Annotated in this window: 22 protein-coding genes and 1 pseudogene; 18 read left to right on the forward strand and 5 right to left on the reverse strand. The window is 68.2% G+C overall.

Annotated features, from left to right (window positions below; genetic code table 11):
• The first annotated feature begins 44 nt into the window (after nt 1-44).
• The 10 genes from KLK06_RS18465 (at nt 45) to KLK06_RS18510 (ending at nt 9,346) form a co-directional block, all read left to right on the forward strand.
• Nucleotides 45-530, forward strand: a complete 486-nt coding sequence (locus KLK06_RS18465; RefSeq protein WP_308168317.1) for a 2Fe-2S iron-sulfur cluster-binding protein — start codon at nt 45-47, stop codon at nt 528-530.
• Nucleotides 527-1,942, forward strand: a complete 1,416-nt coding sequence (locus KLK06_RS18470; RefSeq protein WP_214636705.1) for a xanthine dehydrogenase family protein molybdopterin-binding subunit — start codon at nt 527-529, stop codon at nt 1,940-1,942. The genes KLK06_RS18465 and KLK06_RS18470 overlap by 4 nt, the downstream gene beginning before the upstream one ends.
• Before the next feature lie 2 nt (nt 1,943-1,944).
• Nucleotides 1,945-2,949 carry a xanthine dehydrogenase family protein molybdopterin-binding subunit gene (locus KLK06_RS18475; protein ID WP_214636706.1) on the forward strand — a complete coding sequence of 335 codons (1,005 nt, stop codon included), beginning with the start codon at nt 1,945-1,947 and terminating at the stop codon, nt 2,947-2,949.
• A gap of 13 nt (nt 2,950-2,962) precedes the next feature.
• The gene (locus tag KLK06_RS18480) at nt 2,963-3,265 is read left to right on the forward strand and encodes an EthD family reductase (RefSeq protein ID WP_214636707.1); all 303 of its coding nucleotides are present in this window, start codon (nt 2,963-2,965) and stop codon (nt 3,263-3,265) included.
• Nucleotides 3,262-4,140 carry a MoxR family ATPase gene (locus tag KLK06_RS18485; protein WP_214636708.1) on the forward strand — a complete coding sequence of 293 codons (879 nt, stop codon included), beginning with the start codon at nt 3,262-3,264 and terminating at the stop codon, nt 4,138-4,140. Before KLK06_RS18480 ends, KLK06_RS18485 begins: the two co-directional genes overlap by 4 nt.
• Before the next feature lie 38 nt (nt 4,141-4,178).
• The gene (locus KLK06_RS62355; protein ID WP_214636709.1) at nt 4,179-5,363 is read left to right on the forward strand and encodes a VWA domain-containing protein; all 1,185 of its coding nucleotides are present in this window, start codon (nt 4,179-4,181) and stop codon (nt 5,361-5,363) included.
• The gene (locus KLK06_RS18495) at nt 5,360-6,283 is read left to right on the forward strand and encodes an amidohydrolase (protein WP_214636710.1); all 924 of its coding nucleotides are present in this window, start codon (nt 5,360-5,362) and stop codon (nt 6,281-6,283) included. Before KLK06_RS62355 ends, KLK06_RS18495 begins: the two co-directional genes overlap by 4 nt.
• A 267-nt stretch (nt 6,284-6,550) precedes the next feature.
• Nucleotides 6,551-7,243, forward strand: coding sequence for a Crp/Fnr family transcriptional regulator (locus KLK06_RS18500; protein WP_214636711.1), 693 nt, complete (start codon nt 6,551-6,553; stop codon nt 7,241-7,243).
• A 131-nt stretch (nt 7,244-7,374) separates the two neighbouring features.
• Nucleotides 7,375-8,484: a hypothetical protein gene (locus KLK06_RS18505; protein WP_214636712.1), complete on the forward strand. Its 1,110-nt coding sequence runs from the start codon at nt 7,375-7,377 to the stop codon at nt 8,482-8,484.
• Between the two features lie 28 nt (nt 8,485-8,512).
• Entirely contained in the window at nt 8,513-9,346 is an 834-nt protein-coding gene (locus KLK06_RS18510) for a hypothetical protein (protein ID WP_214636713.1), read from the forward strand.
• A 30-nt stretch (nt 9,347-9,376) separates the two neighbouring features.
• On the opposite strand, the gene KLK06_RS18515 is transcribed toward KLK06_RS18510, so the two are convergent.
• Complete coding sequence (locus KLK06_RS18515) at nt 9,377-9,862, reverse strand: Pycsar system effector family protein (protein ID WP_214636714.1); 486 nt, start codon at nt 9,860-9,862, stop codon at nt 9,377-9,379.
• 381 nt (nt 9,863-10,243) lie between these two features.
• On the opposite strand from KLK06_RS18515, the gene KLK06_RS18520 reads away from it, so the two are divergent.
• Nucleotides 10,244-10,978 (forward strand): NPP1 family protein, encoded by a 735-nt coding sequence (locus KLK06_RS18520; protein WP_214636715.1) that lies wholly within the window; start codon nt 10,244-10,246, stop codon nt 10,976-10,978.
• A gap of 43 nt (nt 10,979-11,021) precedes the next feature.
• On the opposite strand, the gene KLK06_RS18525 is transcribed toward KLK06_RS18520, so the two are convergent.
• Complete coding sequence (locus KLK06_RS18525) at nt 11,022-11,963, reverse strand: sugar-binding domain-containing protein (RefSeq protein ID WP_250905563.1); 942 nt, start codon at nt 11,961-11,963, stop codon at nt 11,022-11,024.
• A gap of 110 nt (nt 11,964-12,073) precedes the next feature.
• Entirely contained in the window at nt 12,074-13,099 is a 1,026-nt protein-coding gene (locus KLK06_RS18530) for a LacI family DNA-binding transcriptional regulator (protein ID WP_308168318.1), read from the reverse strand.
• A gap of 287 nt (nt 13,100-13,386) precedes the next feature.
• Between KLK06_RS18530 and KLK06_RS18535 the strand changes: the two are divergent.
• Nucleotides 13,387-13,809: pseudogene (locus KLK06_RS18535) on the forward strand (family 1 glycosylhydrolase); the annotation flags it as partial.
• Here KLK06_RS18535 and KLK06_RS18540 read toward each other — a convergent pair.
• Nucleotides 13,788-13,994, reverse strand: coding sequence for a hypothetical protein (locus KLK06_RS18540; RefSeq protein ID WP_214636717.1), 207 nt, complete (start codon nt 13,992-13,994; stop codon nt 13,788-13,790). The pseudogene KLK06_RS18535 and the gene KLK06_RS18540 sit on opposite strands and share 22 nt — an antisense overlap.
• A gap of 107 nt (nt 13,995-14,101) precedes the next feature.
• Between KLK06_RS18540 and KLK06_RS18545 the strand changes: the two genes are divergently transcribed.
• From KLK06_RS18545 to KLK06_RS18565, 5 genes are all read left to right on the forward strand, one after another.
• Entirely contained in the window at nt 14,102-14,620 is a 519-nt protein-coding gene (locus tag KLK06_RS18545; protein WP_308168319.1) for a family 1 glycosylhydrolase, read from the forward strand.
• Nucleotides 14,621-14,717: 97 nt separating this feature from the next.
• The gene (locus tag KLK06_RS18550) at nt 14,718-16,865 is read left to right on the forward strand and encodes a hypothetical protein (protein WP_214636719.1); all 2,148 of its coding nucleotides are present in this window, start codon (nt 14,718-14,720) and stop codon (nt 16,863-16,865) included.
• A gap of 169 nt (nt 16,866-17,034) precedes the next feature.
• Complete coding sequence (locus KLK06_RS18555; protein WP_214636720.1) at nt 17,035-18,330, forward strand: ABC transporter substrate-binding protein; 1,296 nt, start codon at nt 17,035-17,037, stop codon at nt 18,328-18,330.
• Nucleotides 18,327-19,262, forward strand: a complete 936-nt coding sequence (locus KLK06_RS18560) for a carbohydrate ABC transporter permease (protein ID WP_214636721.1) — start codon at nt 18,327-18,329, stop codon at nt 19,260-19,262. The genes KLK06_RS18555 and KLK06_RS18560 overlap by 4 nt, the downstream gene beginning before the upstream one ends.
• 29 nt (nt 19,263-19,291) lie before the next feature.
• Nucleotides 19,292-20,170: a carbohydrate ABC transporter permease gene (locus KLK06_RS18565; RefSeq protein WP_214636722.1), complete on the forward strand. Its 879-nt coding sequence runs from the start codon at nt 19,292-19,294 to the stop codon at nt 20,168-20,170.
• A 186-nt stretch (nt 20,171-20,356) separates the two neighbouring features.
• On the opposite strand, the gene KLK06_RS18570 is transcribed toward KLK06_RS18565, so the two are convergent.
• Nucleotides 20,357-21,400: a LacI family DNA-binding transcriptional regulator gene (locus KLK06_RS18570; protein WP_214636723.1), complete on the reverse strand. Its 1,044-nt coding sequence runs from the start codon at nt 21,398-21,400 to the stop codon at nt 20,357-20,359.
• Between the two features lie 190 nt (nt 21,401-21,590).
• Between KLK06_RS18570 and KLK06_RS18575 the strand changes: the two genes are divergently transcribed.
• Nucleotides 21,591-22,871, forward strand: a complete 1,281-nt coding sequence (locus KLK06_RS18575; RefSeq protein ID WP_214636724.1) for an ABC transporter substrate-binding protein — start codon at nt 21,591-21,593, stop codon at nt 22,869-22,871.
• Nucleotides 22,872-22,874 lie beyond the last annotated feature (3 nt).

Raw genomic sequence — 22,874 nt, forward strand, 5'->3', positions numbered from 1 at the left:
GAACGAGCCAGCCAGCCCGCGCCGCATCAGCTGAGAGGTGGACCGTGCCGTCACAGATCGTCTCGCTCGTCGTCAATGGCGAGCGCCGGGAGTTCATCGCCGCGCCGGGGGTCACGCTGCTCGCCAGCCTGCGCGAGTCGCTGGGGCTCACCGCGGCCAAGCGCGGCTGCGCGCAGGGCGCCTGCGGCACCTGCACCGTCCTGGTCGACGGCCGGCCCGAGGTCGCCTGCCTGGTCGCGGTGGAGACCGTCGCGGGCCGCTCGGTCCGTACTCTGGAGGGGGTCGCCGCCGGCGGTGAGCTGGACGAGGTGCAGAACGCCTTCGTCGACTGCTTCGCCACTCAGTGCGGCTTCTGCACGGCCGGCATGATCATGGTCGCCGAGGCGCTGCTGGACCGGGACCCTGATCCGAGCGAGGCGGACGTCGTCGAGGCGATCTCGGGCAACGTCTGCCGGTGCACCGGTTACCGGCCCATCGTGATCGCCATCTTGGAGGCGGCCAGACGTCGCCGCGGGGCGGTGTCGCGATGACCTACCGGCTCGCCCCCATCGACACGAGCACCTTCGCCGCCGAACGGGCCGCCGCGGCAGCGGGCAGGGGCGTGGACGGCGGCGACTTCACCGTCATCGGCTCGGTCGTGCAGCGCTCGGACGCGCGCGGGCACGTCACCGGGCGTACCGAGTTCTTCGAGGACGTGCTCCCGCCGCGGCTCGCTCACCTGAAGATGCACCGCTCGGCCCGGCACCACGCCAGGATCCTGGACGTGGACCTGACCGAGGCCCTGGCCGTGCCGGGCGTCCTGCGGATCCTCACCCACGCCGACATCCCGAACAACCTCTACACCCCGCTCAAGCTCATCGGCGTCGGGCCGGACGACGAACCCATCCTGGCCGTGGACAAGGTGCGCTACCTCGGCGAGCCCATCTGCGCCGTGGTCGCGGAGACCGAGGCCGCCGCGCTGGAGGGCGCGGCCAGGATCAGGGTCGCGTACGAGGACCTGCCGCCGGTCTTCGACGTCGAGGAGGCGCTGAAGGAGGGCGCGCCGCTGGTCAACGAGTACCACGGGCAGAACCACTTCATCTACGAGGGTCACCACTGCCGGCGGATCCGCTTCGGCGACGTGGCGGAGGCGTTCGCGCGGGCCGACCATGTCTTCGAGTGGCGTTACCAGTCCGCGCCCATCGAGCAGGCCCCCGCAGAGACCACCGGCTGCGTCGTCGTTCCGCAGGCCGACGGGCGGCTGCGCATCCACTCCGACACCCAGGCGTGCTTCTTCACCCTGGACAACACCGCGCTGATCCTGAACACGCCGTTCAACAAACTGCGCATCGTCGGCGGGACGGTCGGCGGCGGCTTCGGCGGCAAGGTGGACGTGGTGGTCGAGCCGGTCGCCTGCGTGGCCGCGATGGCGGCCGACCGCCCGGTCAGGTTCGTCTACGACCGGGCCGAGGAGATGCAGGTCTCCTCGCCGCGCGCGGCCGAGCGCATCTACATCAAGGACGCCGTGATGGACGACGGCCGGATCATCGGCCGCAAGGCCACGCTGTACGTCGACGCCGGCGCCTACGCCCGCCACAGCCCGTACGGCACCACCAAGGCCGCCGCGCACCTGCCCGGCCCGTACGCGATCCCGAACGTGTGGGCCGACTGCCACTGCGTGTTCACCAACCGCACGCCGTCCAGCGCCATGCGCGGGTTCGGCGTGACCATCGCCGACTTCGCGCTGGAGTCGCAGATGGACCGGATCGCCCGCGCGCTGGACCTGGACCCGCTGCGGCTGCGCCTGCTCAACGCCTACCGCGACGGGGACCTCAAGGCCCACCGTAAGGTCGCCGAGGGCACGGCCCTGGTCGAAGTGATCCAGAAGGCGGCGGAGCTGGCCGGGCACGAGCTGCCCGAGGCGTACCGCCGCATGTCCTCCACGACCCGGGAAGGGCTGTAGCCATGGCGAAGCTGCGCGGGCGCGGCTACGCGTCGGTGAACTACCCGACCGGCATGAACCTGGGCGGCGACCCCTCGCAGGCGCTGATCCACGCCACGACCACGGGCACGTTCGTGATCTCGCTGTCCTCGGTGGATCTCGGCCAGGGCATCAAGACGATCGCCGCCCAGTGCGCCGCGGAGACGCTCGGCCTGCCGATCGAGAACGTGCTGGTCGACACCGCCGACACCGACACCGGCCCGCACTGCATGGGCACCTTCGCCAGCCGCGGCACCCACCGCGTCGGCAACGCCGTCATCATGGCCGCGGCCGAGGCGCGCGGTGTGATGCTGGAGGTAGCCGCCGAGGAACTGGAGGTCGACGCCGCCGACCTGGAGACCGACGGGACCGGCTTCATCAGGCTCAAGGGCGCGCAGGAGAAGGCCATCCACATCACCGACCTGGCGCTGGCCGCGCACTTCAAGCACGGGCGGACGATCTCCGGCCGCGGCATCTACCTCAAGGAGCCGAGCGCACCGGTGCCCGAGACGGGGGAGATGGACCCCGACTCCTGCCAGGCGCACGCGTGCACCGCCGCCGTCGTCGAGGTCGACGACGAGACCGGGGTGGTCGAGGTGCTGGAGCTGTACAACGCCTACGAGATCGGCCGGGCGCTCAACCCGGCCATGGCGACGCAGCAGGTGGAGGGCGGTGCCTGGATGGGCGTGTCGCACGCGCTGTTCGAGACCACCGAGCCGTACTACCCCTCTCGCGACCACGGGCCGCACGACTTCGCCGGGTACCTGATGCCCGGCCCCGCCGACATCCCCGTCCAGCACAGCCTGTTCCTGGAGCGCCCGGCCGGAAACGGGCCGTACGGCGCGAAGGGGATCGGGGAGATGACGGCGAACGCCCCGATCCCGGCCATCGCCAACGCGATCTTCGACGCCTGCGGCGTGCGCCTGGAGTCGATGCCGTTCACCCCCGAACGCGTCCTGCGCGGGCTGGACGCCCTGCGTGACACCTGAAACCGGAGGAACCATGCTGAAAGTCGTCTCACTGCTCAAGCGCGCCGAGGGCCTGTCGCACGAGGAGTTCGCGAAGTGGGTGCTGGAGGACCATGCCGAGTTCGCCAGGCGGCTGCCCGGCCTGCGCAAGTACACCGTCAGCCTCGCCACCGGCGACGGCGGAGCCTACGACTCGGTGAACGAGCTGTACTTCGACGACGAGGACGCCCGCGCCGCCGCGTTCGGCTCCGAGCACGGCAAGGCTGCGGCGGCCGACGCCGCCGCGCACACCTCCCAGCGCGTCCACCTGCTGACCACCGAGCACGCGCAGTTGTGACCCCCGCCGCCCCCTGGCTCTCGCACGAGCGCGAGCTGGCCGCCGCGCTGGCGGGGGAGGGGTACTTCGCCGACGAGGGGCTGTGCACGGCCGTCCACCTGGCGCTGCGGCTGGGCCGGCCGCTCCTGCTGGAGGGCGAGCCGGGCGTCGGCAAGACCGAGGTGGCCGCGGTGCTCTCGCGCGTCACCGGCCTGGACCTGATCCGCCTGCAGTGCTTCGAGGGGCTGGACTCGGGCCAGGCGCTGTACGAGTGGGACTACCCCAAGCAACTCCTCCAGGTCCGGGTGGCCGAGAGCCGTGGCGAGGACGTGGGCGACCTGTACCGCGAGGAGTTCCTGCTGCGCCGGCCGCTGCTGCGTGCCGTGCGGGCCGAGCGGGGCTCGGTGCTGCTGATCGACGAGATCGACCGGGCCGACAGTGAGTTCGAGGCGTTCCTGCTGGAGTTCCTGGGCGACTTCCAGATCACGATCCCGGAGCTGGGCACGGTGCGGGCGGGCACGCCGCCGATCGTGGTGCTGACCTCCAACCGCACGCGCGAGCTGCACGACGCGCTCAAGCGGCGCTGCCTCTACCACTGGATCGCCTTCCCCGAGCCGGACCGGGAGCGGGCGATCCTGCGCGCGGCGATCCCCGGGCTGGAGGAACGGGCGGCGGATGGTCTCGTCCGGGCGGTGCAGCGCGTACGCCGGTTGCCGCTGCTCAAGCGGCCCGGCATCGCCGAGTCGGTGGAGTGGGCCCGCGGTGCGATGGCGCTCGCCGAGGGCGGCAGCCCGTGGCCGGTGGCGCTGCGGCGGGCACTCGGCCTGCTGATCAAGGACGAGGAGGACACCCGGCTGCTCCTCGCGCACGCGGGGGAGCTGTTCGACGATGCGTGATCCTGTAGCGCGGTGGAGCTGTTCGGTGGAGCCGTTCGGTGGTGCGTGACCCGGTCGTGCTCGCCGCGGACCACCTGTGGGGGTTCCTGACCGCGCTGCGCGGTGCGGGCCTGCCCGCCGCGCCGGCCAAGCGGGCGGACCTGCTGCGGGTGATCGCCGAGTCGCCGCCGCCCGACCTGACCACGCTCTACTGGTACGCCCGGATCACCTTGCTCCAGGACGTCGGCGACCTGCCCGCCTTCGACCGGGTCTTCGATGGTTGGTTCCGGCAGGGCGGCCCCGGGCCCGCCGACCCGCCGCCCGAAGGCGACGACGGTGGTGCGCCGTCCCCCGGCGGACCCGGCGAGGACGACCCGCCGCCCCATGAGGCGCGGCCGGGCGACGGTATCGAGGCCAGCACCCTGAGCACGTACGGCACGCGCGAGTTCGGCCGGACCGGCGAACGGCGGCGCGCGCTCATGCGCACGCTCGAAGCCGCCTGGCCCGCCGTCCTGCCCGCCACGCCGTCACGGCGACGTCGCCCGGCCCGGTCGGGGGACCGGCTGGACGTACGGCACGCGTTGCGGTGCGCCCACCGCCATGACGGAGAGATCATCGAGCTGCGCCGCCTCGCCCGCCCACCGCGCCCGCGCCGCCTGCTGATCCTGGTCGACGTCTCCGGCTCGCTGCGGCAGCACACCCCGGACCTGCTCCGCGTGGCGCACACCGCGCTGCGCGCGGCGCCGGCCCGTACCGAGGTGTTCTGCTTCGGCACCCGGCTCACCCGGATCACCGCCGCGCTGTCGCGCCCGCACGCCGACCGGGCGCTGCGAGCCGTGTCGGGGCTGGTCACGGACGCCGACGGTGGCACGGCGATCGGCGCCGTGCTGGAGCGCTTCCTGGGCAACCCGCGGTTCGCGGCGCTCGCCCGCGGCGCGCTCGTGATCGTGCTGTCCGACGGGCTCGAACGCGGTGACTGCGCCCCCATGGTGCGCGCCACGGCCCGCCTGTCGCGGCTCGGCCACCGGCTCGTCTGGTGGTCTCCGCTGGCCTGCTCGCCCACCTACCGCCCGGTCACGCGCGCCATGGCCGCGCAACTTCCGAGCCTGGATCACCTCGGGGGCGTACGCGACCTGCCCACCGCGCTGGCGGAGGTACGCCGCCTGCCCGCCGTCCTGTCCGGCCCCCGCCACACCGCGGCGAGGCGCTGGTCCACCCCGCGACCCATGGGATCGACCCGATGACCTCCTCTTTCGCCCCCGACCCAGCCGAAATCCCTGCTGGAATCGTCGACGCGCACCACCACATCTGGCGCGCCGCCGACCTGCCCTGGCTCCAAGGGGAGATGGTCCCGCGCATCTTCGGCCCGTACGAGCCGATCCGCCGCGACTACCCCGCGGCCGAATACGCCGGGGAGGCCACCGCCTGCGGTATCACCTCGGCGGTCTACGTCCAGGCCAACTGGCCGCTCGACCGGTCCGTGGACGAGGTGCGGTGGCTGCGCGACGTACACGCCGAGACCGGCTGGCCCACCGCTGTGGTGGGCTCCGCCGACCTGTTCGACGAGGGCGCGGCCGACGTCATGCGCTGGCAGGCCGCCACCACGCCGCTCGTCCGCGGCACCCGGCTGCAACTGCACTGGCACGAACGGCCGGAGTTCCGCTTCGCCTCCGCTCCCGACCGCATGAAGGACCCCGTCTTCCGGCGTAACATCGCCGCGCTCGCCGACCTGGGCTGGTTGTTCGAGCTCCAGGTGTTCCCCGCCCAGATGGCCGACGCCGCGGCCCTCGTGGACGACTTCCCCGGTGTGACGTTCGTGCTGGTGCACGCCGGGATGCCGGTGGGCGCGGAGCCGCCGGCCGTCGCGGAGTGGACCCGCGGCATGAGGCTTCTGGCCGGGCGGCCCAACGTCGTGGTGAAGCTCACCGGCCAGGGCACCTTCGTGCACCGTGTGGACCGGCCGCTGATCGAGAGGGTGGCGGCCACCTGCCTGGAGCTGTTCGGCTCCCGCCGCTGTATGTGGGGGAGCAACTTCCCGATCGAGAAGCTTTGGACCGACCTGCCCACCCTGCTCTCCACCTGGCAGGATGTGTTCTCCGGCAGATCCGCCGAGGAGATCCGGGACGTGTTCGCCGCGACGGCCACCCGGGTCTACCGCCTCTGACGGGAATCGTCACCCCTGAACGCGGAAATGCAGCGCGAGGGCATGATATATCGTACTAAATCACGTTTTCGTGTTTTGCAGATGACAAAGCATATACACCTTCGCGGGCATTCGCGCAAGACGGCTTTGGGTGCCACACTTGTCAGCCTGGAAGGGATCATTTATATGTGATTAGTCTGTCCGTCTATCCTCTAAGAAATTGCGCGGCCACCCAGTCCAAGCGCGATGACTTAGCCTGGTTCGGGGAGAAATCGGACGAATGCCTCCATGGCTCGCTATCAGCGCAAAGAGTGGCCAAATGGAAGTTTTCTAGCTGGACTGGCGCCAAGCGATCGTCAGGCGCTCTTAAGTCTCGGGACGCTCTGCCATTACCGTCCGGGGGCGGCATTGGTCGTCGAAGGCGACCGCACCACTGATGTGCTCCTCCTCCTGCGGGGGCTGGCGAAGATAACGGCCACCGCCGAAAGCGGCCGTCCCGCGTTGCTGGCGATCCGCGCCGGAGGAGATCTCGTCGGCGAACTCGCGGCCATCGACTCGACGCCACGCATCGCGACCGCGACCGCGGCAGGCGTCATCTCCGCCAATCGCATCGGGGCGCCGGAGTTCCGGCACTTCCTGATGGGCCATCCGATGACCGCGCTCACTTTCGGGAGCGTGGTGGCGACGAAGCTTCGCTGGGCCACGCGCAGGCGGGTCGACTTCGGCGGCCACCATGTGCAGGGCCGCCTCGCCCGCATCCTGCTCGAACTGCTCACCTCGTACGGCCGCGCGACGGCTGACGGGCACGAGATCACCGTCGCGCTGACCCAGCGCGAACTCGCCGGCATCATCGGCGCCTCCGAACCGGCGACCCATCGAGCGCTGGCCGCCTTGCGGCGATCCGGATCGATCGCGACCCGATATCGCAAGGTGCTGGTCATAGATCGTGAGCGGCTGACCGCCCTCGCCGGATTCGACTGAAACGCATATCGCGGCGCGGCCCGGATCTCATCTTTTGACGAGGTTCTGCCGGCCTCTGCTCACTACCGTGTGCCTCACTCATGGAGAGGAGGGAAATGCAGGAGAAAAGCGGCGGCGTCCGGAGGTTGTGCATGGCCGTCGACCTCGCCGGATACAGCGCCCGCAACGCAATCGATCAGAAGTGGGTGCAGGACGAGCTCAGGGCGATTCTGGAGGAGGCGGACGCCCGTGGGGGCCTCGGCCGGAAAGAATGGACCATTCAACATCAAGGTGATGGCGAGCTGGCCCTCCTGCCGCCGGGAGTCGACGAGTCGCGGGTGATTCCGACCTTGATCCGCGAGTTGGGCTCCGGGCTGCACGCGCGTAATCGGCGGCTGTCCGAGGATGCCCGGCTGCGGGTTCGCGTCGCCTTCCACCAAGGACTCACCGAGGACGCGGGCTGCGGTTACGCGGGAGACGCGGTCGTGGCCGTCTGCCGCCTCTGCGACGCGCCTGCCGTGAAGGCCGCCCTGCGGGCCGCGCCTGAGGCGTTCCTGGCCGTCGTCATGTCACCCGGCATTTACGAGGACGTCGTTCTGCGGCGAGACCTCTACGAACTGCGGGCGAACGACTTCCGCCGGATCACGGTCGACCTGCCCGACAAGGGTTTCACCTCCGAAGCCTGGCTCTATTTGTCACCCACCGCGGAAGGCCGTGCGATGACGGATTCCACAACTCCAGACCCGACCGTGCCTCCCTCGATTCAGGGCGACAAGAACTTCGTCTTCACGAACTCGAGCAATAACACGGTCACGACCGATGTCCATTACGGCCCCGGAGCCCATGCGTGCGACGGCGAGGGCCGCTGCGGCAGGGAAGCGCTCGACGCCATGCAGTACGGCCAGGCGCTGCGGTGTTTCAAAGCCGCCGCCCGCAAGGACCCGTACTCATCCGAGCTCGCCTATTACCGAGTCCTCGCCGCCCTGCAGCGAATACGCCCCAAGAAGCACGGCAAGCAGACAGTGGCCCAGATGGAAGAGCTGCTCAATGGCGCCTGGCGGCATGACCAGGACCCTCGGGTGGCCGCGTTGTGGGCGCTGATCAAAGAGGATCGGCGTTATTTGGACCGATCCAATCCAGCCCACCCCGCCGTCATGCAGCTTCACAGCCGGGTCGCTGACATCTCACCGCAGGCGGCGGCGGAGATCCGGTATCACGTGCCCGCCCCGGAGTGCCCGACATGGACACTTCTCGCTTCATAAAGCAGTAGGCCAACCGAGAGGAACCCTCATGACCATCACGTTCCAGAACCACCAGCTCATCCGCAACTACTTCCTCGCGCCGACCCGCGCCGAGTACACGCGCTGGACCGTCATCAGCGCGGCGGCGGCGCTGTCGCTCATCCTCATGATCGGCGGCAGCGGTTTCACCTCGTTCCTCGGCTTCGTGGGCACCGTCGCGGGCCTCATCTGGGGTGTGATCCCCCTGGTCCGGCGGCACTTCACGACGCTGCCCCGCGCCACCGATCAGCAGGTGGACGGCTGGCTGCGGGAGCGGACGAGCGCCATCATGCGGGACGCGCACTCGAAGGTGCATCTGGACCGGGACGCGGTCACCGCGCAGTCCCTCGCACCCATCATCGGGCTTCCCGATCCCCGGAACTATCTCATTCTCATGCGTGAGGGCCGGGATCGAAGGTATCGGTATTCCTTCTACCAGATTCACCTCTTCTTCCTGACCGACTGGAAAATAGTCTCCTATTCCTGCGTGCTCGACATGTTCACCGGCGAGATCGTGCAGGATGCCGCGAAAGACCTCAGCATGAGCAAGATCAACAGCTTGGACACGTTCACCGACCGCATTCAGAGCGCAAGTCGCAAGGACAAGCACACCAAGATCGGGCTGGTCACCACCAAGGGCGAGATGATCACCGTCAAGGGCTTCAGCGTGACGCTGTCCTCCGGCGGCGGAGTCGGGACCATCACGTCGCTGTCGGCGGGCGGGCAGCAGGCGACCATCTCGTACGCCGACCCGGACGCGACGATCAGGCAGCTCCGCGAATACATCTGGAAGCACAGCCACGCGCCCGACGACGGTGCGGTGGATCGAATCGTAGAGCCCTGACCGGCGATCGGCGCCTCCTGGTCCAGCCGGCTACGGGATGAGCTGGGCCAGGACGGGGACCACCAGGCAGCACACGATCGCTCCCAGAAGGAGCAGCATGCTGCGCCGGATGCCGCGATACTTCGCATCGGCGATCGCGCTGAGCCGGCGAATCTCCTCGAGCAGGAAAGCCTTCTGGGCGCGCGGCGCTCCCGTGGCATCGGGCTCGTGCAGGTTGGTGATCAGCGTCTCGCTGAACTGGCCGACGAACTGCGATCGGCGCCGCCGCAGCCGGTCCGCGGCATGGACGGAGCGCGGATAGATCGCGGCGGCCAGTCCGATGATCCCCATCGAGCACAGCACGATGCCGAGCCACCACAACCACGCCACGGCGGCGGGCAGTTTTCCGGGACTCCAACTGCCGGCCAGCAAGGCGCCTCCTAACGCCCCCACGCCCACTCCGGCCGTGGCGAGCATGACGGCTGCCTTCTGATCGGCCCGCCCTATCTCCGCGCGCAGATCCGTCAGGATGGCCATGACCTGAGCGACGGTTTTCTCTTCGCCTTTCTCGGGGGCCTGCGCGCTCCGCGAAGATCGCTGGAGTCTTGCCCTGCTGCGAATGCGTCCGAACACTTCTCCATTGTGCCCGGAAAACCGTTGCCCATACGGATGGAATTGACGAACATAAGCCGTGAAAGCTTTTCGGGAGATGATTGCTTTGCCGGGTTATGGTGTGGTCGGTAATGCTCGCCGGTGAACCGGCGACGAGGGGCGAATACTGGCTCAAGTCCCTGATTTCTCCCGGCAGGCATGGACGTCACGGGTCCGCCGTCGTCTGATAGAGGCATGATCGATGCGAAAGATCTCCAGAGTGCTCGGCACGCGGCGATCGGGCGGTCAAGGCGATTATCGTTCGCCATGCGCGTGCTGGTGGGCGCCGCCGCGATCGTCTTAGCCATCCCGGGCATCGCCTACGCCGCCCCGCCGACCGCCCTCGATGGGGCCGCGCCGTCGAGCGACCGCACCTACCAGCCGGCGTTCGACTATGACGGAGACGGCTGCTATCCCACACCCGCCATCGGACGCGACGGCACCATCGCTCCGGGCCTGGCACTGGGCGGCGCGGTCAACGGGCAATGCCATGACCTGTCCGACCTCGACAACACCAACTCCTATTCGCGCGCCAAGTGCAATAACGGCTGGTGCGCGTACATGTACGGGCTCTACTTCGAAAAGGACCAGGCGCTGCCCGGATGCTGCGGGCACCGGCACGACTGGGAGCACGTCGTGGTCTGGGTCCAGGGCGACACAGCGCAGTACGTGGCGGCGTCCGCGCACGGCAGCTACGATATCCGCCCGCGCGCGCAGCTCCCCTGGGATGACACCGGGACGCACCCGAAGATCATTTACCACAAGGACGGGCTTTCCACCCACGCGTTCCGCTTCGCGAGCTCCACCGAGCAGCCGGAGAACCACAAGGGCACGTGGCAGTTCCCGCCGCTGGTCGGCTGGGACAACTACCCGCCCGGCTTCCGCGACCTCCTGGTGGCGCACGATTTCGGCTCGGCCAGCTTCGGGCTCAAGGACGCCTCGTTCAACGGGGAGCTGACGAAGGCCAAGCCGGCCGGCATCCCGTTCGATCCCAACGCCTGAGCGGTGTGACCTCGCTGACACGTGAAGGGTTGGAGAAGGCGGGTCAGGGCGACGCCGTCAGCCGGGTTGTCGTGCACGTACTTCGTCGCGACGATCTCAGCCGGTGCCGCCCCCCCGCTCGACCAAGCGCACGATCGGGGTCAGCGTGTCGAAGACGTTCGGGCCCGGGCCGCCCGCGCAGTGAGTCATGCCGGGGACCATCCCGGTCACCGAGATGGCCACCGAGCACAACTGCGACCTGTGGAACGCGCTCTGACCCTGATCGGCCGGCTCGTCCTCGGTGAAGCCCGAAAGACGTCATAGGAACTTTTCGTCCGCCTCCGCAACGGTGGAGGCGGACGAATGAGTATGACGAGCCGTAGCCCTCGCCTTGTCCAGAGACAGCACGCCGCGATCGTCCTTGAGGTCGTGGCGGCGTCGATCTCGTGGTCACCGGTCCGGCTTTTCGACCGTGACCAGCACTTCGACCGGGTCGCAGTCTGGGGCGGTGGACGCCGTCCGGGCTGATGCGGACCACCTCGCCGACGAGCAGCCAGGTGTCGCGGTAGATACCCGCGCCGGAGTACCAGCGCGAGTCCTGATGGGTGCGGCACTCCACCCGGACCTCGTTGTTCGCGCCGAACCGTAGGAACCGGTCAACGTCGATGAAGAACTGCGAATACCCGTACGGACGCTGCCCGGCGTAGTTTCCATTGACGAACACGGTCGCGTCCCGGTAGACGCCCTCGAACTCCAGCACGATCCGCTTACCCCGATGCTCCTCGGGTGCGAAGAACGTCTTGCGGTACTCGTACGCCCCACCGGGAAAATAAGCGCTCCCGGCGCCGTCCATGGTGGCCTCGCGGTCGCGGGTGATCATCGCGTCGTGTGGCACCGTCACCGGCTCGAACGGGACCGCGGTGCCGGCCAGTTCGGCAAAAGGATTGACCTTCGGACGGAACTGCCAATCGTCGTTGAACGATGCGCGGATCACGTAACTGCTCAAGGTGAGAATATCCGGAAGATCAGATCACGTGGACTGGGCGTGCTCGCGGCCGAAGGTTGGTTGATTCCGCGGGCAGCGTCAATAACCTCGTACGGCGCCCTGGCGTGCCCTCACTCCGACGGCATTTGTGTCCCGGTATCGGCAGGACATGGGCGGGGAGCCGCGGTGGAGCGCCGGACGACCAGGCTCGGAATGACCGAGAAGTGCACCGCCGACGTGCGGCCTTCGATGCGCTCGAGCAGCAGCCGCCCGGCCATCCGGCCCATGACGTCTCCGTCCTGGTTGACGGTGGTCAACGCGATGTTGGGATGGGCGGCCAGCCGGGTGTTGTCGTAGCCGGCCACGGAGATGTCACCCGGGACGGACAGCCCGGCCTCGTGCAGCGCGGCCAGCACGCCGAGAGCCGCCTCGTCGGAACCGGCGAAGATCGCGGTGGGGCGCGGAGCGCGGCTCAGCAACTCACGGGCACCGTCGTAACCGCCTTCCTCCGAGTACGAAGTCGCGGCGACGGCGATCTCGTCGGCGAACCCGTGGTCACGCATCACCCGCTCGTAGGTCTCGGCTCTGATGCGTGGCATCTGGTCGGCCGTCCGTCCGTGCTCCTGGTGGAAGGTGATGTGCCCGATGCGACGGTGGCCGAGCGCGATCAGGTGGTCCATGACGAGCTCGGAGCCGATCCGGTCGTCGTCGACGATCGAGTCGTACGCCGGCGACCTGTTGTGCCGGCCCAGCACCACGGTAGGAATCTCGCGGGCCACCTGCTCAAGCTGGGTGCGGCCGACCATGGGAGCGATCGTGAGGATGCCGTCCACCTGCCGGTCTATCAGAGCGTCCAGGGCACGTTTCTCGGTCTTGTCGCGAGTACCTCCCTGGATCATGATCGCCTGATAGTCGGACTCGGCGAGCTGATCCACCAGGCCGGTCATGATCTCGGCATAAAACGGGATCCCGATGTGCCGCATGAGCACGCCGATGGTGAACGACCGTCCGCGCAGCGCTCGCGCGGCCGCCTGAGGGCGATAGCCGAGCTCGTCGATGGCCCGCTGGACGCGGTCGCGCATGGCCTCGCTGACGCCGTAGTCGTTGCGGATCACCTTGGAGACGGCCGCCTTGGAGACTCCGGCGTGTTTCGCCACGTCAGAAATGGTCAATCTTCGTCGTCGCTCAGGCGCGACCATGGGCATCCCTTCTCGAACGAGCCTTGCCGATTCTACGGTGCCGAGATCGTCGCGTACGTAGACCGGTCTATGCAAGATAGCGGAAGATCGAAAGTGAGCCCGTTTGGCTAGTAGTGACGTTGTAGACCGGTCCACATTTTTCCTTGACCTTCGCGCGGCGTAACGGCTACGTTAACTCGCACTCGGGGCCCGCCCCGGCCCCTGCCGACGACCCCCGTCCGCACCGACACGTGATCGAGAGACGCATGCACACCTTCCCCAACGGCTTCCTCTGGGGCGCGGCGAGCGCACCGCACCAGGTCGAGGGCAACAACGTCAACAGCGACTTCTGGGCGCAGGAGGAGCGCATGCCAGGAGCGGATCGCAGCGGCGATGCCCTCGACAGCTACCACCGATACACCGAGGACATCCGGCTCGTCGCGGATTCGGGCTTGAGCACCTACCGCTTCGGCATCGAGTGGGCGCGCATCGAGCCGTCCCCCGGGAGGGTGTCCCGCGCGGCGCTCGCGCACTACCGGCGCATGATCGACGAATGTTTCGCCGCGGGGGTCACTCCGTTCGTGACGATCCACCACTTCACCTCGCCGAGGTGGTTCGCCGAGGAGGGCGGCTGGCGCGGAGAACGGGCCGTGGACCGCTTCCGCGCCTACGTCGAGACGGCCACCTCGATCCTCGACGGCGTCGAGTGGGTCTGCACCATCAATGAGCCCAACATGCTCGCGATCATGGTGTGCGAGGCGGAGGCGACGCTCGACCCCGATTCGGGTCTGGAGTGGCTGAGCCCCACGCTGGAGGCGGACACGCCCCGGCCGGTGAAGCCGGCTCCGCCGGTGGAGATCGGGCGCCGTCTCATCGAGGCGCACCACACGGCTCGGGACGTGCTGCGCGAGCGCGCGGACGCCCCGGGTGGGATGGTCGGTCGCGAGCCGCGCGTTCGAAACCCGCCCCGGTGCGGAGAAGGTGCGCCAGCAGCTGGAATACGTCTGGGAGGACCTCTACCTCGAGGCGGCGCGCGGCGACGACTTCATCGGGGTGCAGGCCTACTCGGCGCAGTGGGTGGGGCTCGACGGTATCGAACCCCACCCCGTGCATCCGGACAACACCCTCGTGCGGACGGCCTACCGCCCCGACGCCCTCGGCATCGCCGTCCGGCACACCGCCGACGTGCTGCCCGACGTCCCGATCCTCGTCACCGAGAACGGCATCGCGACAGACGACGACTCCCGGCGCATCGCCTACACCACCGGCGCGCTGTCCGCGCTGTCCGAGGCGATGGACGACGGCGTGGATGTGCGGGGCTACATCCACTGGAGCTTGCTCGACAACTACGAGTGGGGGCACTGGGACCCGACGTTCGGCCTCGTCGCCGTTGACCGGGAGACGTTCGAGCGCCGGCCCAAGCCGAGCCTGGCGTGGCTGGGCGGTGTCGCCAAGGCGAACGCGCTCCGACAGGCCTCAGCCGAGCGCCGCAGCGCCTGACAGCGCCCGGACATGCCACTCGACCCACGCGCGCATGTCGAACGACGACCCCTGTGTCCACTGCAGCCGAGACGAAAAATTCAGAGGAGAGGCGAGGATGCCCGAAGCAATCGACCGGCGCCAACTCGTGCGACGGCACAACCCCGTGCTGACGTCCGCGCACCCGGCTGACGTCCTCACGGTCGGCAACGGTGATATCGCGCTCACGGTCGACATCTCCGGACTGCAGACGTTCCCGTCCTTCCACGAGCTGGTGCCCGACCCGCACCGCGTCGCCAGCGACGGACTGTCCGGTCTGCCTGAGCAGCGCCCGCGCGCATTCGACGCCGACGACTTCCAGATCCCTCTGCGCACCCAGTCGACCTGGGGCTGGTACGAGACACGCACCGACCGGGAGCTCCGGCTCGAGGACGCGACCACCCTGTACGAGACGTCCCGCGGCCCGGTGCCCTACTTCGACCGCATGGGTCTGCGACGGGCCGGCGACCCCATCGCCGAGGAGTTCGTCACGGGCGCGTGGTACCACTTCAACCCCCGCCGCGCTCACCTCGGCCGCCTCGCTCTGGTCCGCCCCGACGGGACGGGGCTCGACGACCCGGCCGCGCTGACCGACGTCCGCACCGAGCTCGACCTGTGGACGGGAACGATCCAGGCCGCGTACGTCCTCGACGGTGAGCGCGTTCGCGTCACCACCGTCGCCGATCCACGGGATCACTGCTTCGCCGTGCGGGTCGAGTCCGACCTTCTGCTCCGAGGGTGGGGCGTCGCCTGGGTGTTCGACGAACAGCCGGACGAGCTGGCCGCCTTCGAACTCCCGCTCGCGCACGAGACGGCCTGGGACCAGCGGACCGAGCGCCACTGGAACGCACGGCGCGCAGTGCAGGCGCTGACCTACGGCGTAGGCGTCCGCACCACCGGCAGCCTGCGTGAGGGAGCCGACTCCGTCACCGCGCGCACAGACGCCACCGTTCTCGAGGTCGTGGTGACGCTGACGCCGGATCAGGGCCGGCAGCCGGACAAGGACGACTTCTCCGCCGTCAGCGCCTCGGCGAAGACCTGGTGGGCGGAGCACTGGAGCACCGGTGCCGCGGTCAGCCTGGCCGGCAGCACGGACGCGCGCGCTCCGGAACTCGAACGCCGCGTCGTTCTCTCGCAGTACCTCATGGCCGTCAACAGCGCCGGCGTCACGCCCGCCGCGGAGTCCGGTCTGACGTACAACACCTGGTCGGGCAAGTTCCACCTCGAGATGCACTGGTGGCACGCGGCGCATTTCCCGATGTGGGGGCGAGGGCAGCTGCTCGAGCGCAGCATGCGTTGGTATCACGGCGCCCTGGAGGCGGCGAAGGCGACCGCCCGCCGGCAGGGGTATCGCGGAGCCCGCTGGCCGAAGCAGACCGATCCGTCCGCGCGCGAGTCGCCGAGCAACATCGGCGTCTTCCTCCTGTGGCAGCAGCCGCACGTGATCCACCTGCTGGAGTCGCTGCGCGGCGAGGGACGCGAGGAGTCGTTCCTGCGTGAGCACTACCCGCTCGTCGAGGCGACCGCCGACTTCATGGCCGACTTCGCCGAGGAACGCGACGGATCTTTCTGGCTGCCGCCTCCGCTCATCCCCGCGCAGGAGAGCTACCTCGTCGACCGGGCGACGAACGCCAATCCGACCTTCGAGCTGGCGTACTGGTCATGGGCGCTCAGCGTGGCGAACGAGTGGAGAACCCACCTCGGTCTCGAACCGAGCGAGGAGTGGGATCGGGTGGCGCGGAACATGAGCTGGCCCGCAGTACTGCCCGACGGCACCTACGCCGCGATCGCGACGCCCCCGCTGCTCATCCGCAAGGACCACCCGTCCATGCTCATGGCGTTGGGGTGGCTGCCGGACACGCACCTCGTGGACCCGGCCACCATGTCCGCAACGCTCGATTCCGTGTGGGAGCACTGGGACCTGCAGTCCAGCTGGGGCTGGGACTACCCCGTCATGGCGATGACCGCGGCCCGCCTCGGCGACGTCGGCCGGGCGATCGACGCCCTCCTGCTCCCGTCGCCCAAGAACGTGTTCCTCCCCAACGGACACAATCCGCAAATGCCGGGATTCCTCACGATTTATCTGCCGACGAACGGAGGGCTGCTGGCCGCCATGGCGCACATCGTCACAGCGGTAAACCAGGGGGCGGAGCTTCCCGACGGTTGGGTGATCACGTCAGAAGGGCTGCGCGCGCATCCCCGCCCCCCACGTCCTGTCCACACCTGAGCACCTTTCATGGACACGAAAGGAGAATGGTCGGCCGGCTGACAACACCGACCTGGTCGGCGACAAGTATCAAGAACCACATCAATGGCATCGTACCGCGTCCACCTGAAAATGCCGGGGGCATAGAAGAGTGGCCGCTTCCCATCCAAGGCTTCCAAAGGTGAGGACCGTGGGTAAAAACCCCTCAGCACGCGGCGCTCGTCGCCGAACCATCATCGCGGCAGGATCATTGGCGATCGTCGGGACGCTTGCTCTGGCAGGCTGTTCGTCATCCGGCGAATCCACCAACACCGGGGACGCCGGACTGACTTTTATGAACCAGTCGCGCGGGCAAGAGGCCGCGCTCACCCAACTCGCGCAGCAGTACACCAAGAAGACTGGCGTCAAGATTACCATTGACACGCCCGGGCCGGTCGACTATCTGCCCAAGCTTCAGGCGAAGGCGCAGTCCAGATCCATGCCCGACATCTATTCGTCATTCGACGCGTCTCAGATGGCGCCGTTCTACAAGGCCGGCTGGGCGATGGATCTTTCCTCCCAGTTGAACGCCGGTTGGAGTAAGAACTTCAGCCCCGCCGTGCTCAAGATGTCGACGTTCCAGCAAGGTAATAACCTCGGGGTAAAGCCCGGCGTCTACTCGGTGCACTGGGAGACGCAGACGTACGGCTTCCTTATCAACCCGGCGCTGACCGGAATATCGGCGGAAAAGCCGCCCGCGACGACGGCCGAGTTCATCGACGCGCTCACCGCGAAGAAGGCGAAATTCTCCATCGCGGCCTCGCAGACGCCGAACATCATCCAGGCCCTCGCCTCGAACTGGCTGACGGACGCCGAGATCGAAGCGACCCTCAACGGGAAAGCGAGCTGGAAACAGGACGGCTGGCGCAACGCCTTCCAGTTCCTGGCCGATGTGAAGAAGGCCGGTGTCCTCGCTGACAACTCCATCCCCGGTGGCCAGGACGACCACCCGAACGTGGAGTCGTCCTTCTTCACCAAGAAGATGGGTGCCATCTTCGACGCCGCCCCCGGCATCGCGGTCGGCCTCAGGACGAACCCGGAATTCGAGGAATACTTCTCCAGCGGGGTCCCCAAGGCTCCGGGAAGCGTCCACGAACCGCGCTCGCCGGGTATCCCCGGGAAGGGTGCGGTGATCAACCCGAGGGGCAAGCAGTCCGATAAGGCGCTCGCGTTCGTGAAGTGGCTGACGGAGCCCGAGCAGCAGGCGGTGTTCGCCAAGACCGCTCGCATCCTCCCCACCAACCCGGAACTCCTCGCCGGCGCGGACATCCCCGACCAGCTCGCGGGCTTCGCCGCCGGCGTGAAGAGCATGCAAGTCATGTCGACGACCTTCACGCCCGACGTGATCACCGCGATCAGAGCGGAGTCCCAGCGCCTGGTGCTGGGCGAGGCGACGGTGGACGAGGTGCTCACCAACATCCAGGCGGCGCAGGATCGCACGTCATGACGACGCAGCAACTCGCGGTTCCCGTGCGGCGTCCATCTCGGGCGCCGCGCGGGAGGCGCGTTCTCCGGCGCAACCTGATCGGCTGGTTGTTCCTGGTTCCGGCCATCGCGCTCATCGGGATCTTCACGATCACGCCGTTCGCGCAGGCGATCCTGTTGAGCTTCCAGTCCTGGGACGGCGTCAGCTCCGACACCCCATGGGTGGGGCTGGCCAACTACGACTTCGTCGCGTCCGACCCGATCTTCTGGGCGTCCATGCGCAACGTCCTGTTCTTCGGTGTCGTCGGGTTCGTCTTCGGCAACGGAATCGCCTTGGTCATGGCGTTGGCCGTCAACAGCATCGCTCGCGGCAAGACGTTCTTCCGCACCGTCTTCTACTTGCCGGGCGTGTTGTCGGTGGTCGTCGTCGGTCTGCTGTTCTCGTTCATCCTGGCCCCTGGCTCCGGCATCCTCAATCGGCTGCTCGGCCTGGTGGGGCTGAGCGCGCTGCAGCAGAACTGGCTTGGCGAGCCGACCGTCGCGTTGCCCGTCGTGGCGGCGGTGTTCGTCTGGTTTCACTGGGGGTTCGGCTTCCTGCTCTTCCTCGCGGGGCTGCAAGACGTGCCGAAAGAGCTGTACGAGGCCGCCGAACTCGACGGCGCGAACCGCTGGTCGAAGTTCCGGTACGTCACCTGGCCGCAGCTGGCTCCGGTCACCTCGATCGTGAGTCTGCTCACCCTGCTCGCCGCGCTCCAGATCTTCGGGACCGTGCAGGTGCTGACCAACGGCGGACCGGGCCAGCACACGATGGTGCCGACCCTCGCAATCTATAACGAGGCGTTCGTCAACTGGCGTTACGGCAGTGCCGCGGCCATGTCGGTCATCTTCGGCGGCGCCCTTGTGCTGCTGTCCGTGCTCCAGCTCGCGATCACCAGGCGGAGGTCCCGCGTATGAGCGGCCGGATGACAGGAAGGGCCGACGAGATGTCCATTGCTTCAGTACCGGCCGGCACGGCCGAAGGCGGGACTCGCCCACCTCGACGGAAGGTACGCCGCGACAAGGTCGGCCTGTACGGATTGCTGAGCGTGGCTGCGCTGATCGCGCTGTTCCCCCTGCTGTGGATGCTGTCCGGATCCCTGCAGAGCCTCACGGAGCTGCTCTCGAACGAGAGCTTCCTGCCCGCCGACCCGCAGTGGCACAACTACGTGACCGCATGGGTCCAGGGGGAACTCGGCATCTACCTGCGCAACAGCGTGCTCTACACGGGATCCGCCGTCATCGGCATCCTGCTGGTGTCCAGCCTCGCCGGGTACGCGCTCGCGCGGCTCGACTTCGCGGGCAAGGGCGTGTTCACGTTCGTCATCCTCGCCGTGATGATCATCCCGGCGCCCGCCATGTTCCTCGCGCAGTACAAGCTGCTCATCTCACTCAGCCTGACGAACAATCCCGTGGGCTACGTGCTGATCCTGATCACCTCGGGCATCCCGATGTCGACGCTCATCATGCGCAGCTTTTTCGCCAGCCAGCCCCGCGCTCTGGAAGAGGCGGCCGCGCTGGACGGCGCCGGTCCGCTGCGCATCTTCTGGAACGTGATCCTCCCGCTGGCAAGGCCCGGCCTCGCTGCCGTGGCGGTCATCCAGGGGCTGGGGGCGTGGAACGAGTACCTCATGGCGCTCGTCCTGTTCGACGACAACTCCCTCATGCCCGTCCAGCGCGGTCTGACCGCCTTCACATCCGCCGAGACGCCACAGCAGCAGATCCTCCTGGCCGCCACAACCATCTCGATCGTGCCGGTTGTGATCTTCTATCTGCTGGCGCAGCGTCACATCGTGAAGGGCATCGGCGCGGGCGCGATCAAGTAAGCAGGGCCGTTTTGCCCTCGTGCGGCTCTTCAGCCCAGATCTTGCCCGCCGTGCCGTTCGGGACGATGGCACGAACGAGGGTCTGCCCAGCGGCGGTGAACGCCGCCGCGCGGCATCAGCCGGCAGCTCCTCCGGCAGCCGGACGGACCGTAGCGATACGTACGGGGTGGAAGCTGAAAGTTTCGGCTAGCGCGCGAGAGCGGCGGTACTGCTGCGTACGACGAGCTCGGTGCCCAGCTCGATCCGGCTCTGCGGCAGCGGCTCGCCCTGCGCGAGCTTCACCAGCATGGTGGTGGCGGTGGCCGCCATCTCGGTGAGCGGCTGCCGGATGGTGGTCAGGGGCGGGACGGCCCACCGCATCGGAGGGAGGTCGTCGAAGCCGATCACGCTCAGGTCGTCCGGGATGCGCAGTCCCAGCTCGTACGCCGCCAGGTAGACGCCCATGGCCTGCCCGTCGTTGCAGGCGAAGATCGCGGTGGGCGGATCGGGCAGCCGCAGCAGCCGATGGGCCTGGGCCAGGCCGCCTTCGACCAGGAAGTCGCCCCGGCAGATCAGGTCCGGGTCGACGGGCACGCCGGCCATGTCCAGCGCGGCGCGGTAGCCGTCGAGGCGGGCCCGGCTGGACAGCGCGTATTCGGGGCCGGCGATGATGGCGATCCGCCGGTGCCCGAGCTGCACCAGGTAACGGGTGGCCGAGAGCCCGCCGTTCCAGTTGCCGGCGCCCACCGAGGGCACCTGGTGGCCGGGTTCGCCGCTCGGGTCCAGCAGCACGAGGGGGATGCCACGGGTGGCGAGCTGGTCGTGCTGGGCGTCGGTCAGGCCGCTGAACACCGCGATGACCCCGGTGGGACGGCGGCTCAGCACGCCCTCGATCCAGCTCCGGCCCGGAACGTGGCGGTGCTGCAGCTCCGACAGCACCACGGCCAGGCCGTGCTCCCGCGCCACCTGCTCGACGCCCTTGATGATCTCTATCGGGTAGTCGCCCTCCAGCGCGTGGAAGACCAGCTCCACCAGGGCGGCGGGGCTCTCGCGCCGCCTCTGCCGCCGGTAGCCGTGCTCGCGGATGAGCCGCTCGACCAGGGCCCGGGTCTCCGGCGCGACTTCGGAACGGCCGTTCACCACTTTGGAGACCGTCGCCGTGGACACCCCGGCCAGCTCGGCGAGCTGGGCGATGGTCAGCGACTGCTTGGGCGTGGTGCCGGGTGCGGGCGGCTCCTGAGTCGCGGTCATGGGCGCAGTCTAGACGCAGATTTTTCGGAAACAAGGGCGAGTGTTTCGTGCGTCTTACCGGGAGGTTGTTGACGAGTTTCCAGGTAGGTGCCTAGAGTCCCCGGTTAACGATCGGCCAAATATCCGAAAGTTTTCGGCAACTAGTTCCGTACCAGCTCTTCAGCACCGACCCCCAGTAGAAGAGATCGCCGTGAAGCTCCGCATCGTAACTCCGGTCGCCCTCGCCGCGGCCCTCGCCCTGACCACAGCCGCCTGCGGCGGTGGCGGCGGTACCACCGCCGCGGCGCCGCCCGAGGGCGGCAAGTCGTTCGACTTCTGGTCGTTCAGCGGGATCAACCAGAAAGCCTCGGTCGAGGACTACCAGAAGAAGAACCCCGGCATCCAGGTGAAGCTGACCGAAGTCGGCAGCTCCGTGGAGACGGCGCAGGCGCTGACGACGGCGCTGGCCGGCGGCAAGGTGCCCGACCTGGTGCTGATCCAGGGCGACGACCTGCCCAAATTCGTCCAGCAGCCGCAGAACTTCTACGACCTGCGGCAGCTCGGCGCCGACAAGATCAAGGGCGACTATCTGGACTGGGTGATCAGCCAGAGCGTGGCGAAGGACGGCTCGATCATCGGCATCCCGACGGACGTGGGCGGCATGGCCGTCGCCTATCGGACGGACCTGTTCAAGGCCGCCGGGCTGCCGACCGACCGCGAGGAGGTGGGCAAGCTCTGGCCCACCTGGGACGCCTTCATCGAGACCGGCAAGAAGTACACCGCGGCGACCAAGAAGGCGTTCGTCGACAACGCCGGCACCAGCGTGTTCTACCAGGCGGTCAACCAGGGGCCGCAGAAGTACTACGACCCGTCGGGCAACGTCGTCTACAGCACCAGCCCACAGGTCAAGACGGCGTTCGAGTACGGCATCAAGGCCGTGCAGGCCGGCATCACCGCCAAGCAGAGCTCCTTCTCCGAGGGATGGAGCGCCGGCATGGGCAAGGACCAGTTCGCGGTGATCTCCGCGCCGTCCTGGATGCTGAACGCCATCCGGAGCAACGCCCCCGCCACGAAGGGCAAGTGGGACATCGCCACCATCCCCGGCGGCGCGGGCAACTGGGGTGGCAGCTATCTGGCCATCCCCAAGGGCGCCAAGAACCCCAAGGCCGCCTGGGACTACATCACCAAGACCCTGAACCCGCAGGGTCAGTTGGCGCACTTCGTCGACTCCGGCTCGCTGCCCACCACCCCGTCGGTCTACAAGGACGCCAAGCTCACCGCCCTGAAGGACCCGTTCTTCTCCGACGCGCCGACCGGGACGATCTATACCAACTCGCTGCTCGGGCTCAAGCCGTTCTACATCGGGCCGGACAGCTCCGCCATCGGCCAGGAGTTCCTGAACGCGATCACCAACGTCGAGCAGGGCAAGGGCGATGCGGCCAAGGCGTGGGACGCGGCGCTGGCCAACATCAAGACCGCCATCGGCAAGTAGGAC

The organism is Nonomuraea sp. NEAU-A123, assembly GCF_018603905.1.
In the GTDB taxonomy this organism is placed as follows: Bacteria; Actinomycetota; Actinomycetes; order Streptosporangiales; family Streptosporangiaceae; genus Nonomuraea.

What these genes read in the sequence shown, in the direction of transcription:
- KLK06_RS18470 (WP_214636705.1), top strand. Translation starts at nt 527, where the DNA reads ATGACCTACCGGCTCGCCCCCATCGACACGAGCACCTTCGCCGCCGAA.
- KLK06_RS18475 (WP_214636706.1), top strand. Translation starts at nt 1,945, where the DNA reads ATGGCGAAGCTGCGCGGGCGCGGCTACGCGTCGGTGAACTACCCGACC.
- KLK06_RS18480 (WP_214636707.1), top strand. Translation starts at nt 2,963, where the DNA reads ATGCTGAAAGTCGTCTCACTGCTCAAGCGCGCCGAGGGCCTGTCGCAC.
- KLK06_RS18495 (WP_214636710.1), top strand. Translation starts at nt 5,360, where the DNA reads ATGACCTCCTCTTTCGCCCCCGACCCAGCCGAAATCCCTGCTGGAATC.
- KLK06_RS18500 (WP_214636711.1), top strand. Translation starts at nt 6,551, where the DNA reads ATGGCTCGCTATCAGCGCAAAGAGTGGCCAAATGGAAGTTTTCTAGCT.
- KLK06_RS18505 (WP_214636712.1), top strand. Translation starts at nt 7,375, where the DNA reads ATGGCCGTCGACCTCGCCGGATACAGCGCCCGCAACGCAATCGATCAG.
- KLK06_RS18510 (WP_214636713.1), top strand. Translation starts at nt 8,513, where the DNA reads ATGACCATCACGTTCCAGAACCACCAGCTCATCCGCAACTACTTCCTC.
- KLK06_RS18515 (WP_214636714.1), bottom strand. Translation starts at nt 9,862, where the DNA reads ATGGCCATCCTGACGGATCTGCGCGCGGAGATAGGGCGGGCCGATCAG.
- KLK06_RS18520 (WP_214636715.1), top strand. Translation starts at nt 10,244, where the DNA reads ATGCGCGTGCTGGTGGGCGCCGCCGCGATCGTCTTAGCCATCCCGGGC.
- KLK06_RS18540 (WP_214636717.1), bottom strand. Translation starts at nt 13,994, where the DNA reads ATGAGACGGCGCCCGATCTCCACCGGCGGAGCCGGCTTCACCGGCCGG.
- KLK06_RS18550 (WP_214636719.1), top strand. Translation starts at nt 14,718, where the DNA reads ATGCCCGAAGCAATCGACCGGCGCCAACTCGTGCGACGGCACAACCCC.
- KLK06_RS18560 (WP_214636721.1), top strand. Translation starts at nt 18,327, where the DNA reads ATGACGACGCAGCAACTCGCGGTTCCCGTGCGGCGTCCATCTCGGGCG.
- KLK06_RS18565 (WP_214636722.1), top strand. Translation starts at nt 19,292, where the DNA reads ATGTCCATTGCTTCAGTACCGGCCGGCACGGCCGAAGGCGGGACTCGC.
- KLK06_RS18570 (WP_214636723.1), bottom strand. Translation starts at nt 21,400, where the DNA reads ATGACCGCGACTCAGGAGCCGCCCGCACCCGGCACCACGCCCAAGCAG.